Source organism: Amycolatopsis sp. NBC_01480, assembly GCF_036227205.1.
In the GTDB taxonomy this organism is placed as follows: Bacteria; Actinomycetota; Actinomycetes; order Mycobacteriales; family Pseudonocardiaceae; genus Amycolatopsis.
Map to the genome: position 1 here is coordinate 8,900,763 of NZ_CP109442.1, position 13,926 is coordinate 8,914,688.

Below are 13,926 nucleotides of genomic sequence, written 5' to 3' on the forward strand. Positions count from 1 at the left end.
ATTAGATTCCAGTGGACCCTTATAGCTCGACTATAGCTGTCCAGTGGCCACTTAACAAGGCGACGGCTATCCTGGAGGCGTGACGGAAGACGTGGAGGTGCCGGCCTTCCAGCGGGCGAGGCGGCCGGAGCAACGCGAGCTGCGGCGGCAGGAGATCCTGGACGCGGCGGAGGCGTTGCTGGCCGAGGTGCCGGCGGAGGAGATCAGCCTCCGGGAGCTGGGACGGCGCCTGGGCGCGTCCAAAACCCATGTGGTGCGGTACTTCGAGACGCGCGAAGGCGTTTTCCTGGAGCTGCTCAACCGGCTGCGGTCGTCCTGGCTGGACGCGCTGGTGAGCGAGTGGCCCGCCGGCCCCTGCGAGCCCGACCGCGTGATGCAGGCCTGGGCCGATTCCCTTGCCGCACGGCCGATCCTGTGCCAGCTGTGGAGCCTGCTGCCGAACGTCCTGGAGCGCAACGTCTCCGCGGACACGGTGCGCGCGTACAAACTCGTCGACCTGGAGCACCGCACCGCGCTGGCGGGTCAGGTCCGGGAGCGGGTGCCTTCGCTCAGCGCGGCCGACGCACTCACGCTGACCGAGTACGCAGTCGTCGCCCTGGTCGGACTCTGGGCCTTCAGCAACCCGACGCCGACCATCGTCGAAGCCACCGCCGACCCCCGCCTTGCCAGCGCCCGCGTCGACTTCACCACCCGGTACGGCGCGATCCTCCAGACCACCCTCACCGGCCTGCTCAGTCGGGCCGGCGAAACACCCGGGTAGCCCGCTGGGTCAGGACGGTCGCCGGTCGAGCCCGGTGAGGCGTTCGCTGAGCCGCCAGAGCTTTTCGACCGCCTCGGGTTCCACCGCCGCGGCCGCGGATTTGGCGGGCAGCCGTCCGTCGTAGAAGCAGCCGTCGAGGACCTTCGCGCCGGGATCGGCGAGGCGGGCGACCACTTCCCCGCCCTCGATCGCCGGGCGGCTGCGGTGGCCGTAGTGCTTGAGCATGCCGGTGGCGATGATGCCGGGGTGCACGCTGACCGCCTCGCGGACCTTCGGCTCCAGCTCGGTGAGCGCGGCGGTGAACATGGTCAGCGCGAGCTTCGACTGCGCGTAGGCGGCGCCGCGGTTGTACCGCCGCTTCCAGCTCGGATCGGTCCAGTTGATCCGGCCGGCGCGGTGCAGCGAGGAGCTCACGTTCACCACCCGGCCGACCGGCGACGCGCCGATCCGGTCCGCCAGCAGCCGGGTCAGCAGGTACGGGGCGAGGTAGTTGACCTGGAACGTCAGCTCGTGACCGTCGGGGGTGAGCGTGCGGTGACCGGTGCCCCCGGTGCCCGCGTTGTTGACCAGGACGTCGAGCCGCGGATAAGCCGCACCGATCGCGGCGGCGAGGCCGGCCACCTGGCGCAGGTCGGAAAAATCGGCGACGGCGGGCTGCAGCCGCCGCGGATCGGCACCGGAGTTGACCAGGCGCTGGAAGGCCGCGGCGCCCTCCTCCTCAGTCCGCGCGTGCACCACCACGGTGACGTCGCCGGCGGCGAGCAGCCGCGCCGTTTCGTAGCCGATGCCGCCGGTGCTCCCGGTGAGCAGGACGATCGGCCCCTCGGGCACGGACCGTCCACAAAGGATCAAGGGCGTCGGTGCGGCCATGCCGACGAGCGAAGACCACCCGCCGCTCCCCCGCAAGGACGGCAGCCCCGGACTTACGCTTTCCTTGCGGGATCCCCGCTCGGCACGGCCCCGATCACGGGCCGCATGGCCAGATAGTAAAGCGCGCCCCCGACGATCGTCCCCAGGATCCACGAGATGTCGGCACCGCCCACCAGCGCGACCAGCGGTCCGGTGTAGAACGTGGTGCTCATGAACGGGATCTCCACCCCGATGGCGAGCAGGTACGGGATCAGCGCGCGCCAGTTGGCCCGGCCGTATTCGCCGTCCGGGTCGAAGATCGCCTTGATGTCGTAGCGCTCCTTGCGGACCGCGTAGAAATCGACCAGGTTGATCGCGGTCCACGGGATCAGGAAGTACGCGAGGAACAGGATGAAGTTCTCGTAGTTGGCCAGGAAGTCGCCGCGGCCGGCGATGGCGACGGCGGTCGACACGACCGCGGCGGCCACGATGTAGCCGATCCTGGTGCGCCGCGTGATGGCGTGGCGGCGCAGCGCGGTCAGCGTGGTCGCGGTGGACATGAAGCAGCCGTACAGGTTGAGCACGTTGATCGCGATGATGCCCAGGACGATGATCGCCGCGAACAGCCCGTGCGCGCCCGGGGCGAGGTCGACGACGAACTGGATGGAGCCGCCGTCGAAAGCCTGCTCGGCGACCGAGACCGCGATCGCGCCGAACAGCATCATCCAGACCGAGCCGAGCACCGAACCCGCGTACGTCCACCAGAACGTCGAAGCGACGGACGTGCGGCTCGGCAGGTAGCGGGAATAGTCCGCGACGTAAGGCGCGTAAGTGATCTGCCAGGTCGCGGCGACCGCCACCACCAGCAGGAAAACACCGGCCGACCCGCCGCCACCGTGCCAGGCCTTCGCCACGTCGCCGGCCTGGAACAGCCGGACCGTGAGGTAGCCGAAGCCGAGCGCGCTGAGCAGGCTGATCCACCGGTCCGCGCGGTGGATCAGCCGGTAGCCGAACACCGCGAGCACCATGCACACGGCCGCGACGAGCACGATCGCCACGTCGACGTTCAGGCCCGTCGCGCCGGCCAGCGCCTGGCCGCCGAGCACCGCGCTGGTCGCGAAGAACCCGACGTACATCACCATCACCAGCAGCAGCGGCAGCACCGCGCCGTGGAACCCGAACTGCGCGCGGCTCTGGATCATCTGCGGGATCCCGAGTTTCGGGCCCTGCGCCGAATGCAGCGCCATGAACACGCCGCCGACCAGGTTGCCGACGACCAGCGCGAGCACCGCGGCCGGCAGCGGCAGCCCGAGCACCACGCCCAGCGCGCCGGTGACGATCGTGGTCACCTGCATGTTCGCCGCGAACCACACCGCGAACAGGCCGATCGCCCGGCCGTGCCGTTCGGACTCCGGGATGAACTCGATCGAACGGCTCTCGACCTGCAGCGCCGCACCGTACTCAGCCATGGCGATCATTGAAGGCAGGACCGGCGCCGGGCGCCAGGACCGATCCGGAACGGGTGTCTGGGATTTCAGACCACGGCGAGTGCTCAACCACCGTGCCGCCCGGATCGGCCACAGACAGCGACACATCTTTGACGGTGTGTGGCCTGACTTTGACACGCCGTTGATGCCGCCCCGCCCCGATCGACTCGTCGCCGGGCACCCACTGTCGTAGGGTGGCCGTGGCGCGCCGGGAAGTCTGGTCGGCATCGGAGACGGGCGAGGAGAGCCGATCATGCGCGGGGTCGAGACAGTGCTGTTCCTGGTCGTGATCGCCACCGTCGTGGCGACTTTCGCCAACCGGCTCCGGATACCGGCGCCCTCGCTGCTCGTCGTGGCCGGTGTGGTGGTCGGGCTGCTGCCCGGGGTGCCGCCGATCGCGGTGACGCCGGACGTGATCAGCCTGATCGTGCTGCCCCCGTTGCTGTTCGCCGCCGGGGAGGAGCTGCCGTGGCGGGACCTCCGCGCGGTCGGGCGCCCGGTCGCGGCGCTGTCGGTCGGGCTCGTGCTGCTCTCGGCCGCCGCGGTGGTCGGGATCGTGGTCGCGGTGACGCCGATTCCGGTCGGCCTGGCGTTCGTGCTCGGCGCGATCCTCGCCAGCACCGACCCGGTCGCCGTCACCGCGCTGGCGCGCCGGCTCGCCCTGCCGCCCCGGGTGCAGGCGCTCATCCAGGCCGAAAGCCTGTTCAACGACGCGACCAGCCTCCTGCTCTTCCGCGTCGCGCTGTTCATGGTCGTGGCCGGCGGGGCCGTTTCCTGGGGCCGGACCGCGGGCGAGTTCGCGCTGCTCGCCGGGGGCGGCCTGATCGTCGGCGTGCTGACCGCGGCCGGCGCCTTCCTCATCCGGCGGCGCACCGAGGACCCGGTGTTGGAGGCCGTGGTCGCGCTCGTCACGCCGTACGCGGGGTATGTGCTCGCCGAGTCCGTCGGCGGGTCGGGGGTCACCGCGGTGGTCGTCGCGAGCGTCCTGCTCGGCACCCAGGCCGAACGGCTGACCACCGCGCGGATCCGGCTCCAGGTCGGCGCCGTCTACCGGACGGTCGTGTTCCTGCTGGAGAGCGTCGTGTTCGGCCTGATCGGGCTCCAGCTGCCCTCGCTCGTCCGGCAGGCCGCGGGCAACGGGGCCTGGTGGCTGCTGCAGGCGCTGGCGATCGCGGCGACTCTCGTGCTGGTGCGGCTGGTGCTGGTGTTCGCGCTTTCCGCGCTACGCCAACGCCGCGGCGGGCAACGCGTCTCCTGGCAGGTCCCGGCCGTGGTCTCGTGGGCCGGCGCCCGCGGTGTGGTGCCGCTCGCCGCCGCGCTGTCGCTGCCCGTCGTCGCGCTCGACGGCTCGGCGGTGCCGGACCGCGACCTCGTCCTCCTGCTGACCACCGCGGTCATCGTGCTCACCCTCGTCGTGCAGGGGTTCACGCTCGCCCCGCTCGTCCGCCGCGCGGGCATCGCCCTCGACCCGGCCGACATCCACCAGGAGCAGACCGAGGCCCGGCTACGGCTGGCCGAAGCCGGGCTGGACCACCTCGAACAGCTCGCCGAAACCGAGTCCGCGCCCGGCTTCGTGCTCGACCAGCTCCGCGCCAGCTGGCAGGCGCGCATCAACCGGATCCGCCTCGACGAGGACACCGAGCCCGCCGACACCACCCGCTACGACGCCTATCGCGCGATCCGCCAGGAAACTCTCGCCATCGAAGCCGTCGAACTCACCCGGCTCTTCGAACTCGGCACCATCACCGACGCCACGCGGCGCCGGGTCCAGCGCCTGCTCGACCTCGAACTCGCCGGTCTCAGCGACGACGAGTGAGCCGCGGCCGTCAGTCCCCGGCCGGCCCCGGCCCGGTGAGGTGGGTCTGGGCGTACTTCCGGAACGCCGCCAGCAGCCGGCCGTGGTCCCCCGCACGCGTGGCGAGCACGACGTGGCACGGCTCGATGCCTTCGAGCGGGATGGTGGTCAGGTCGTTGCGGAAGGCGCAGCCCAGTGAGCCCGCGATGATCGCCACGCCCCCGCCGTCGGCGATCACCTCGAACTTGTCCTCGATGGCCTCGATGAACGGGCCGTCGGGGGCCCGGCTGCCGTCCGGGCGCGGGTCGACGCGCCAGAACGCGCTCCAGGCCGGGTCGGACTCCCGCAGCCGGGGCATCGGCTCGTCGGCGATATCGTCCAGGGTGATGGATTCCTTGCCCGCCAAGCGATGCGTGCGCGGGACCAGGAGCACGCGCGGCTCGTCGTAGAGGACGGTCACGTGCAGCCCCTCGGTCGGCATCGGCAGCCGGGTCACCACGGCGTCCACCCGGTGTTCGAGCAGCGCCGGCCGCACCTCGTTCCAGGCCAGGTACGAGGCGATCACCTCGGCGTCCGGCTGCCGGCGGCGCAGCTCCCGCACCGCCGGGGTGACGATCATGCCCATCGAGTACCCGATGGTGAGCCGGCTCGGCTGCGCGGCGGCCCGGGCCCGGGCGGCGGCCTGCGCGGACGAGCGCAGCACCGATTTGGCCAGCGGCAGGAAGACCTCGCCGGCCTCGGTCAGCCGGCTGCCCTGCGGCGTGCGGTCGAGCAGGCGCGCGCCCAGCTGCTGTTCGAGCCGGCTGAGCTGCCGGCTCAGCGACGGCTGGGTGGTGTGCAGCGCCGCGGCCGCCCGGCCGAAGTGCCGGTGCTCGGCCAGCACCAGGAAACACCGCACCAGCCGCAGGTCGAGGTCGGCCGGGGGCAGTGAGTCGGTCATGCCTTCAGCGTAGCTCGCACCTGAGCGCGTTGTCTCACAGCTGACCAGCGGTGATACGGCGGGCGTAATACCGGATGCAGAACATTCATTGGCGCCGCGGCCCGGCCGGCGAGCAGGCTGGAAGCACCCGCCGACCCTGCTTCCGAGGAGAATTCCCATGAACACCACCGAGATCGAGGCGGCCCGCAAGGCGCTGGGCCCGGTCGGCGTGTGCCTGCCGGTCGAGTTCACCACCGCGCTCGACGTCGGCGCCCAGCGCGACGCCGTGCGCCGGCTGGAAAGCGCGGGTTACGGCGCGGTCTGGACCAACGAGGTGATCGGCGGCAAGGACGTGCTGGTGCAGCTGGCCGTGCTGCTCGCGGCCACCGAGCGGATGGTGTTCGGCACCAGTATCGCCAACATCTGGGCCCGGGAGCCGCAGACCGCGCACGGCGGGGCGGCGCTGCTGGCCCAGGCCTACCCCGGCCGGCTCGTGCTCGGGCTGGGCGTCGGCTACCCGGAGCAGGCGGCGGGCACCGGCCGGGAGTTCGGCCGCCCGCTCGCCACCATGCGCGACTACGTGACCCGGATGGACGCCCAGACCTGGCCGCCCGCGCCCGCCGCGGACTACCCGCGGATCATCGCCGCGAACGGCCCGAAGATGCTGGCGCTGGCGGGCGAGATCGCCGACGGCGCGCTGCCCGCGGGCGCCCCGGCGGAGCAGACGGCACTGGCCAGGGCGGCGCTCGGCCCGGACAAGCTCCTGGTCGTCGGCCTCTCCGCGTCGCCGGACGACGACGACGCCGCCCGCGCCCGGGAAGCGGCACGCGAGCAGGTGGCCCGCATGCTGGACCGGCCGGGCACCCGCGCGAGCCTGGCCGGGCTCGGCTTCTCCGAGGAGGACGTGAGCGACGTGAGCGACCGGCTCGTCGACGCGCTCATCGCCCACGGCGGCCCGGCCGCCATCGCCGCCAAGGTCCGCGAGCACCTCGCCGCGGGCGCCGACCACGTGACGATCCTGCTCGCCCCCGGCACCGAATTCGCCACCGGCGTCGACCGGCTGGAACAGCTCGCCCCGGCGTTGACCGAGGTCACCCGCCCGGCCTGACCCGCACAACCATCCACATCGGACCCCTGCTCCGCCCGGCCCCGGCACCGTCCACATCAGACCCAGCCCGCCCCGCGGCCCCCGATCCGCCCCAATGTGGCGTTGGTTGCTCCAGCCCTGCCCCACCACCGCCCTCAACGGAGGCGCTCCGCGCCCAGCCCTGATTCCACGCACCGAACGCCACATTGGGGCGCATGGCCCGCTGCCACCCGCGCCCCGGTGACCGGCGAGATCCGGCGTTTCATCGGGATTTCATCGGCCCCCGCTAACTTCCGGCGGGGGCCGGAAGTCGGCCCGTGGGCGCGCGAAGGTAGGGCTATGGCCAGCGGAACCGGTGGGGGAACGATGATCGAGGCGGCGTCGGCCGGGGTGGAGGGACTGGCCGACGCCGTCACTTCCGGGCTGGACCGCGCCGGCCCGGCGGGTGCGGTGGCGACCCCGGTCGTCAACGCGCTGCGCAACGTCTGGGAGGGCTACTTCGGCGCTCCTGTCCCGCCCGGCGGGACCAACTGGAACGCCTACTCCCACCAGCAGCTTTACCAGATGCTGTGGGACAACGCCGACGTCGGCGACGTCAGCACGGTCGCCGCCGAGTGGCAGCGGCACGGGTCGGAGATGTCGTCGCACGCCGAGACCCTGCGCGGCCAGCAGGGCTCGCTGCGGGAGAACTGGACCGGCGACGCCGCCGACCACGCTTCCGGACGGCTGGGCCAGCTCGGCGAGCGCGCCGACAGCGCCGGGACGCGGGCGGGCACCGTCGGGCATGCCACGCAGCAGGCCGGCGACTCGCTCGCCGTCGCCCGCAACACGATGCCGAAGCCGCCCGGCGACCCGACCGGGCAAGCGGTCGCCGCCGCGGCGGCCGGCGGCGCGGCGGGCGCCGTGATCGGCGGGGTGCTCGGGGCGGGGGCCGGCGGGATCGGCGCCGGGCCGGGCGCGCTGATGGGCGCCGCGATCGGCGCGGTCGCCGGTGGCGGCGCGAGCCTGTTCCTGTCCAGCGTCCAGGCGTCGGAGAAGAAGGCCGAGGCGGTGCACGTGATGGAGCGCTACGAAACCGGCCTCCACTCCAGCTCGCGCGCCATCACCCCGGGCGGCGGGACCACCGTCGATTCCTACGGCGCCGACGACAGCACCTCCGCGTCGAGCTACATCGGCTCCACTGCCGGCAGCACCACCGGCGGGATGCCGTGGCCGCAGTCGTCCGCGAGCTCGCTCGACCCGAACCTGACCGCCGGACTGCGCTCGGGCCTCGAAATGGAAACCACGATGCTCGCCCGCAACGCCGCGATGGCCGAGATGGCCGCGGCTCGCGCGGCCTCGGGCAGCGGCATGCTGCCCCCCGGCGGCCGGCCGAACGGCTCGGAAGAAGAAGAGCAGGAGCACCAGAACAAGATGCCGGTGCTCGACCAGGCCCTGCTCGCCCCCGAGGAACTGACCAGCAGCCCGGTGATCGGGCTGTGAACGACAGGAGTGCCCCGATGAACTCGCCCGGCCACCAGGTCGCGCCACACGAGCTGGCCCAGCAGGTCTCCGCCCTCACCCGGCTCGGCAAGCAGACCGGCGAGCTGGTCGGCTCGGCCGGGCGGCTGGCCGAGCGCACCCCGCAGCTCGGCACCGCGCCGCCCGCGCTGCACCTGGCCCAGCGGCTGCGTGAGGCCGCCGGGGAAACCGGCCTCACCGGTGAGATCGGCGCCGCCGACACCGAGCTGAACGGCTTCCACAACGCGCTGCAGACCACCGTCAAGCGTTACCTGGAGCAGGAAGCCGAGGCCGAGGACGCGCTCAAGCAGGTCGGGCGGTCCGCCCGATGACCGCCGTGCTGCCCCGCGCCGAGCCGGAGACCGTGCGCCTCGGACTGGTCGAAGCCGACCTGCTGGCCGCACACGCCGGCGCCGGCTGGCCGTTCCCGTTGCGGGTGCCCGCGTTCGGCCGGATCGCCGGGGAACGCGAACTCCTGCTGGACGTCGCCGCCCAGACCCTCCAGGCGCGGCGGCTCGCCGACGACGCCGGTCCCGAAGGCCTGGCCGCCGAGGCGGTCACCGCGCTGCGCGAAAACCGTGGTGTGGTCCACCTGGTGGTCACCGGGGCGGAAGGCACCACCGGCGTCGCCGCCATCGTCTACCGGTCGGCCGCGCTGATCTGCCGCCAGACGCTGGACGACGACCCGGCCGGCACGCTGACCCTGCGGCGGGTCCCGGAAACCGCGTTGATCGACGCGCTGATCGACGAGATCCCGAAGGTGGACCCGGCCCGCGCCCTGCCGATCACGGTGCCCGCGGCCGCCGTCGACGCCGCGATGGCGCTCGGCGAAGACCCCGAAAACTCCGAGGACGACGCCTCCCGTGTCCGGACCCTGCGGGCGCTCGTGCGCGATCACGGCGGCGACCCCGAGGCGCTGGACCACCTCGTCGGCCTGCTGGTGCCGGTGGCCGGGCGCGGCCAGCTCGGCGCGACCCGCGACGGGCGCACCCCGGCCGGCGCCGAACTGTCCTGGGTGGACGGTCCGCGCGGGCGGGTCCGGGTGAACCGGCCCGGTGACGGCTGGCTGAGCGTCAACCCCGTCCGCGCCAACGATGTGCGCTTCGCCCTCGGCGAGCTGGCCACCCTCGCCCGGCGGCCCCGATGACCACCACCGAACGATCAGGAAGGAATCCCGTGGACGCAGCACCGGTGGACCCAGAGCAGTGGCTCGCCGATTACGACCGGACCCTCGCCCGCGCCGCCGCGAACGCCCAGGCGGCCAGCGAAAGCCTCAGCCGCGCCGGCGGACGGGCGACGTCCCCGCGCGGCGAGGTCGAGGTGGAGGTCGGGGCCAGCGGCGCGCTGACCGGCCTGCGGCTGAGCCCCGCCGCCCGCGCGCTCGAGGCCGACACGCTCGCCCGGCTGATCCTGAGCACCGTCCAGCAGGCCCACCGCGCGGCCGGGGCGCAGGTCGTGGAGATCATGACCGAGTACGTCGGCGACGGCCCGGCGCTGCAGCTCGTCCGGGACAACATCCCGGCCGACCCGGCCGCCGCCCCGGCTCCCGCCCGGGACGAGGACTACTTCACCAACCCGCCGGGGATCGTCGGATGACCGCCGGATTCGGGGTCGACCCCGCCCAGCTGCGCCGGCACGCGGCCACCGTCGGCGACCTCGCCGACCGGCTCGGCACGCTTTCGCGCAGCGCGCCGGCCGGGCTCGGCGACCAGTCGCTCGGCGCGTTTGTCCAGTTCCTCACCACGGGGCTGCAGAGCGCGGCCACCAGTGCCACCGACGCGGTGTCGCACGCTTCGTCCACAGTGGACAAGGTCAGCGAGAACCTGACTCGGGCCGCCGAAGGCTACGAACGCCGCGAACAGCACAACGGGGCCGTATTGCCTGGGGAGGGCCTCCGATGACCAGCACCACCAGCGACACCAGTAGTAGCAGTGGCAGTTTGAATGCCGGGCAGCTGCTCTCCGACTTGAAGTCGACCACCCAGGCAGTGCAGAATAAGGACTGGCTCTCGGCCGGTCTCGGCGGCGCCAGCACGGCGGTCGACCTGCTCAGCGCTTCGTCGGATCCCTTGGCCGCGCTCACTTCCGCCGGGTTCGGCATGATCACGGAGCTGATCCGGTTCCTCGAAGAGCCGATGAAGCAGCTGCAAGGCGATTCGAGCTCGGTGTCCTCGCACTCGCAGGGCCTGAGCGACACGGGCAGCCAGGTCTCCTCGGTCGCGAACGACTACCGCCAGTCCACCGGCCCGGAGACCTCCAGCTGGTCCGGCCCGGCGGCGTCGGGCTACCAGGACACCAGCTCCCAGCACGCCGACGGCGTCGACGCGGTCGGCACCGCGAGCACTGCGCTGGCCAGCGCCGTCTCGGGCGCCGGGGAGGTGGTCGGGAAGGCGCAGGCGGAGGTCGGCGGGCTGATCTCCGAGGCCGTCGGGCAGATCATCCCGCTGATGACGCAGGCGGTGGCCGCCGCACCGGCCACCTTCGGCGCCAGCATCGCCGCGGCGATCCCGCAGGCGGTCACCATCGCCACCCAGTACGGCGGGCAGATCGCGCAGAAACTCGGCGTGCTGCTGTCGGACTCGAAGAACCTGTTGCAGCTCATCACTTCCGTGACGAAGGGACTCCAGGCGGTCACGCAGCTGATGAGCGCGCTCAGCGAGGGCTCAAGCCAGAGCGACGGGTCCTCGGCCGATTCCAGCTCCAGTCAGAGCAGCGCGACCTCGACCGGCACCGGCACCAGCCAGAGCAGCTCCTATCAGAACGGAACCAACCAGAGCAGCTCGTACCCGGCCGGCACCGACCAGAGCAGTTCGTACTCCGACGGCACCAATCCGGACGGCACGAGCTCGTCCGACCTCGGCACGACCCCGTACCAGACCACCGATCCGGGGGCGACGAAGGCGGTCAGTCCGGCGTAAGGGCGGTCCGCAGCTCGCGGTCGAGGTCCGCGCCGGGCTCGACGCCGAGGTCGAGCCGCAGCCGTTCGCGGACGCGCCGGTGCACTGCCAGCGCGTCCGCCCGGCGGCCCGCCGCGCGCAGCGCCCGCATCAGCAGGACCGCCAGCGGTTCCCGGTGCGGGTGCACCGCGAGCAGCGCGGAAAGCTCGGCGATGGCGTCGTCGGCGCGGTCCAGCCGCAATTGCAGCGCCGCCTTGTCCTGGACCAGGGTGAGCCGCCGCTCGTTCAGCCGCAGCCGTTCCCCCTCGGCGAACGGCCCGGGCAGGCCGGCCAGCGGCTCGCCCCGGAACAGTCCGAGCGCTCCGGCATACGCGTCCACCGCGGCGGCGACGTCACCGCCGCGGGCCGCCGTGCCCGCGTCGGCGATCCTCGCTTCGAGTTCCCTCAGGTCCAGCGAAACGCCTTCGCCGGTGAACCGGTAACCACCACGGTCGCTGCCGATCACCGAGGCGTGTGTGGGTTCGCCGGACGCGCGCAGGCACTTGCGCAGCCGGTGCACGTACACCGGCACGACCCGGCCGCCGGTGCCCGGCGGCTCCAGCCCCCACACGCCGTCGAGCAGTTCGGTGGTGCTGACCGTGACGCCCGGGCGCAGCACCAGCCCGGCGAGCAGCGCCTGCTGGCGCACCGGGCCGAGGTCGAGCGCCCGCGGGCCACGCCACGCCCGCAGCGGCCCGAGCACGCTGAAACGCAAGCCGGACAAGGATTCCGGCGCCTGATCCGCCGGCGGCTGCTGCGGCGCGGCACCGCTCCGGCCGGGCACGACGAGGCCGTGGTCGAAGGCGTAGACGATGGCCGCGGCCCGGTCCCGCACCCCCAGCTTGGGGTACATCGCGGCGAGGTCGCCGCGCACGGTGGCCTCGGAAACCGCACAGCCGAGCGCGATCTCGACGTCGCTGAGCCCGCGGCCGACGGCGGTGAGCACGTCCAGCTCACGCGGCGTGAGCAGTCCGGACGGCAGGACCGGGCGGTCGTCGGACGCGTGCCGGTAAGTGGTCAGCACCCGCCCGGTGACCGCGACGTCCAGCCAGGCGTCGCCCGCCGCGACCGCGCGCACCGCGCGGATCAGGTCCTCGGCCGGGGAGTCCTTGAGGACGTAGCCCACTGCGCCCGCCCGCAACGCGCCGGCGAGCAGCTCGTCGTCGTCGAACGTGGTCAGCGCGAGCACCGGCGGCCGCGGCCCGTTCGCGCGCAGCCGCCGGGTCGCCTCGATCCCGTCGACCTCGCGCATCCGCAGGTCCATCACCACGACGTCGACCGGGCCTGCGGCGGCGAGCGCGGCCGGCACCTCGGCGCCGTCCGCGCACTCCCCCGCGATGACAAAACCGTCGCGGGCGCGCAGGATGCCGCGGAGCCCGGAGCGCACCAGCTCCTGGTCGTCGACGAGCAGCACCCGTGTCACGACTCGGCTCCCGGGGCCAGCGGCACGGTGACCTCGACGACCCAGTCCTCGCCCTCGGGCCCGGCGAGCAGCCGCGCGCCCAGCTGGTCGGCCCGGGCGGACATCCCGGCCAGGCCGGACCCGTCCCCGGCCGTCCTCGTGTCGGTGGACCGTCTATTTCGGACGGTCAGCCGCGCTTCAGCCGGTTCGATCCGCAGCCGCATGGCCACGGTCGCGGCCGGGGCGTGCTTGACGACGTTGGCCAGTGACTCCTGCGCGATGCGGTAGAGCCCGAGCCCCGCCGCGGCGCTGACCGCGCCCACATCACCCTCCTCGGTGTACCGCGTGTCCAGTCCGGCCGCCTGGGTGTCCGCCACCAGTTCGGCGATATCGCTGGCGTCCGGCAGCGGCTGGGTGCCGGACGATTCGCGGGCCAGCAGCCCGACCGTCCGCCGGATGTCCGCCATCGCCGCCCGGCCGACCCGCTCGGCCTCGGTGAGCGCGGCCACCGCCTCGTCGATGTCGCGGTCGGTCCGCAGGCCGTGCCGCGCGCCGGTCAGGTGCAGCAGGGTGATGCTCAGCGAATGCGCGACGACGTCGTGCACCTCGCGCGCGATCCGCTGCCGTTCGGCCAGCATCGCCTGGTCCCGCACCGCTTCCTGTTTGCCGCGCTCGGCGTCCAGCGCCCGCACGTACCAGCGCAGGGTGAACCCGGCGCACAGCCCGAGCAGCACGGCGAGGGTGTACACGGGGAAGCCGACCAGCCCGACGGTCGCCGAAGCGACCCCGAGCACCCCGATCCCGGCGCCGGCCACCACGAACGCCAGCCAGCCCGCCGCGATCGCCGAAACCTCCGCGGTCAGCACGGCCAGCATCACCGGCGCGAAGTCCGGCACCACCGGGTACGCGAGCAGCACCGTCACCGAGGCGAGCACCGCCAGCGACTTCGCCCAGGACGGCGCGATCCGCCCGGTCACCGCCCAGAGCATCGCCGACCCGGCGGCGAGCAGCACGGCCGCCGTCATCGCCAGCGGCGGCCGGCCGTCGCGCTCGGCGATCGCGACCACCAGGGGCAGCCCGGTGAACGCGCTGATGCCCAGCGGCGCCCACCAGGGCAGCGTGATCCCCGACCGGCTCAGGCCGTCGCCCAGCCGGGCCCGGAACGCCTCCGCCGCTTTCCCCCACATCCGGA

At 73.1% G+C, this 13,926-nt stretch carries 14 protein-coding genes; 9 read left to right on the forward strand and 5 right to left on the reverse strand.

Features of this window, described 5'->3' with window-relative positions:
* Positions 1 to 79 precede the first annotated feature (79 nt).
* Positions 80 to 760: a TetR/AcrR family transcriptional regulator gene (locus tag OG371_RS41400; RefSeq protein WP_329062215.1), complete on the forward strand. Its 681-nt coding sequence runs from the start codon at positions 80 to 82 to the stop codon at positions 758 to 760.
* 9 nt (positions 761 to 769) lie between these two features.
* On the opposite strand, the gene OG371_RS41405 is transcribed toward OG371_RS41400, so the two are convergent.
* The gene (locus OG371_RS41405; protein ID WP_329062217.1) at positions 770 to 1,630 is read right to left on the reverse strand and encodes an SDR family NAD(P)-dependent oxidoreductase; all 861 of its coding nucleotides are present in this window, start codon (positions 1,628 to 1,630) and stop codon (positions 770 to 772) included.
* Between the two features lie 53 nt (positions 1,631 to 1,683).
* Complete coding sequence (locus OG371_RS41410) at positions 1,684 to 3,078, reverse strand: purine-cytosine permease family protein (protein WP_329062219.1); 1,395 nt, start codon at positions 3,076 to 3,078, stop codon at positions 1,684 to 1,686.
* 271 nt (positions 3,079 to 3,349) lie between these two features.
* Here OG371_RS41410 and OG371_RS41415 point away from each other — a divergent pair, with 271 nt between their 5' ends.
* Positions 3,350 to 4,912 carry a Na+/H+ antiporter gene (locus OG371_RS41415; protein ID WP_329062221.1) on the forward strand — a complete coding sequence of 521 codons (1,563 nt, stop codon included), beginning with the start codon at positions 3,350 to 3,352 and terminating at the stop codon, positions 4,910 to 4,912.
* Positions 4,913 to 4,922: 10 nt separating this feature from the next.
* Here the strand turns inward: OG371_RS41415 and OG371_RS41420 are convergent, their stop codons facing one another.
* Positions 4,923 to 5,831 carry a LysR family transcriptional regulator gene (locus OG371_RS41420; protein ID WP_329062223.1) on the reverse strand — a complete coding sequence of 303 codons (909 nt, stop codon included), beginning with the start codon at positions 5,829 to 5,831 and terminating at the stop codon, positions 4,923 to 4,925.
* 157 nt (positions 5,832 to 5,988) lie between these two features.
* Here OG371_RS41420 and OG371_RS41425 point away from each other — a divergent pair, with 157 nt between their 5' ends.
* From OG371_RS41425 to OG371_RS41455, 7 genes are all read left to right on the forward strand, one after another.
* Positions 5,989 to 6,918, forward strand: a complete 930-nt coding sequence (locus tag OG371_RS41425; RefSeq protein ID WP_329062225.1) for a TIGR03620 family F420-dependent LLM class oxidoreductase — start codon at positions 5,989 to 5,991, stop codon at positions 6,916 to 6,918.
* 318 nt (positions 6,919 to 7,236) lie between these two features.
* Positions 7,237 to 8,379, forward strand: coding sequence for a WXG100 family type VII secretion target (locus OG371_RS41430; protein ID WP_329062227.1), 1,143 nt, complete (start codon positions 7,237 to 7,239; stop codon positions 8,377 to 8,379).
* 17 nt (positions 8,380 to 8,396) lie between these two features.
* Positions 8,397 to 8,729: a hypothetical protein gene (locus tag OG371_RS41435; RefSeq protein ID WP_329062229.1), complete on the forward strand. Its 333-nt coding sequence runs from the start codon at positions 8,397 to 8,399 to the stop codon at positions 8,727 to 8,729.
* Entirely contained in the window at positions 8,726 to 9,544 is an 819-nt protein-coding gene (locus OG371_RS41440; RefSeq protein ID WP_329062231.1) for an ESX secretion-associated protein EspG, read from the forward strand. The genes OG371_RS41435 and OG371_RS41440 overlap by 4 nt, the downstream gene beginning before the upstream one ends.
* A gap of 29 nt (positions 9,545 to 9,573) precedes the next feature.
* Positions 9,574 to 9,993 carry a YbaB/EbfC family nucleoid-associated protein gene (locus tag OG371_RS41445; RefSeq protein WP_329062233.1) on the forward strand — a complete coding sequence of 140 codons (420 nt, stop codon included), beginning with the start codon at positions 9,574 to 9,576 and terminating at the stop codon, positions 9,991 to 9,993.
* Positions 9,990 to 10,298 (forward strand): type VII secretion target, encoded by a 309-nt coding sequence (locus OG371_RS41450; protein ID WP_329062236.1) that lies wholly within the window; start codon positions 9,990 to 9,992, stop codon positions 10,296 to 10,298. The genes OG371_RS41445 and OG371_RS41450 overlap by 4 nt, the downstream gene beginning before the upstream one ends.
* Positions 10,295 to 11,314 (forward strand): hypothetical protein, encoded by a 1,020-nt coding sequence (locus tag OG371_RS41455; protein ID WP_329062238.1) that lies wholly within the window; start codon positions 10,295 to 10,297, stop codon positions 11,312 to 11,314. The genes OG371_RS41450 and OG371_RS41455 overlap by 4 nt, the downstream gene beginning before the upstream one ends.
* Here OG371_RS41455 and OG371_RS41460 read toward each other — a convergent pair.
* Positions 11,301 to 12,755, reverse strand: coding sequence for a BTAD domain-containing putative transcriptional regulator (locus OG371_RS41460; protein ID WP_329062240.1), 1,455 nt, complete (start codon positions 12,753 to 12,755; stop codon positions 11,301 to 11,303). The genes OG371_RS41455 and OG371_RS41460 overlap by 14 nt on opposite strands.
* A complete protein-coding gene (locus OG371_RS41465) occupies positions 12,752 to 13,921 on the reverse strand; it encodes a sensor histidine kinase (RefSeq protein ID WP_329062242.1) in 1,170 nt (389 codons plus the stop codon). The genes OG371_RS41460 and OG371_RS41465 overlap by 4 nt, the downstream gene beginning before the upstream one ends.
* Positions 13,922 to 13,926 lie beyond the last annotated feature (5 nt).

Coding starts and splice junctions, on each gene's coding strand:
- OG371_RS41405 (WP_329062217.1), bottom strand. CDS start 1,630: ATGGCCGCACCGACGCCCTTGATCCTTTGTGGACGGTCCGTGCCCGAG.
- OG371_RS41410 (WP_329062219.1), bottom strand. CDS start 3,078: ATGGCTGAGTACGGTGCGGCGCTGCAGGTCGAGAGCCGTTCGATCGAG.
- OG371_RS41415 (WP_329062221.1), top strand. CDS start 3,350: ATGCGCGGGGTCGAGACAGTGCTGTTCCTGGTCGTGATCGCCACCGTC.
- OG371_RS41420 (WP_329062223.1), bottom strand. CDS start 5,831: ATGACCGACTCACTGCCCCCGGCCGACCTCGACCTGCGGCTGGTGCGG.
- OG371_RS41425 (WP_329062225.1), top strand. CDS start 5,989: ATGAACACCACCGAGATCGAGGCGGCCCGCAAGGCGCTGGGCCCGGTC.
- OG371_RS41430 (WP_329062227.1), top strand. CDS start 7,237: ATGGCCAGCGGAACCGGTGGGGGAACGATGATCGAGGCGGCGTCGGCC.
- OG371_RS41435 (WP_329062229.1), top strand. CDS start 8,397: ATGAACTCGCCCGGCCACCAGGTCGCGCCACACGAGCTGGCCCAGCAG.
- OG371_RS41440 (WP_329062231.1), top strand. CDS start 8,726: ATGACCGCCGTGCTGCCCCGCGCCGAGCCGGAGACCGTGCGCCTCGGA.
- OG371_RS41450 (WP_329062236.1), top strand. CDS start 9,990: ATGACCGCCGGATTCGGGGTCGACCCCGCCCAGCTGCGCCGGCACGCG.
- OG371_RS41455 (WP_329062238.1), top strand. CDS start 10,295: ATGACCAGCACCACCAGCGACACCAGTAGTAGCAGTGGCAGTTTGAAT.
- OG371_RS41465 (WP_329062242.1), bottom strand. CDS start 13,921: ATGTGGGGGAAAGCGGCGGAGGCGTTCCGGGCCCGGCTGGGCGACGGC.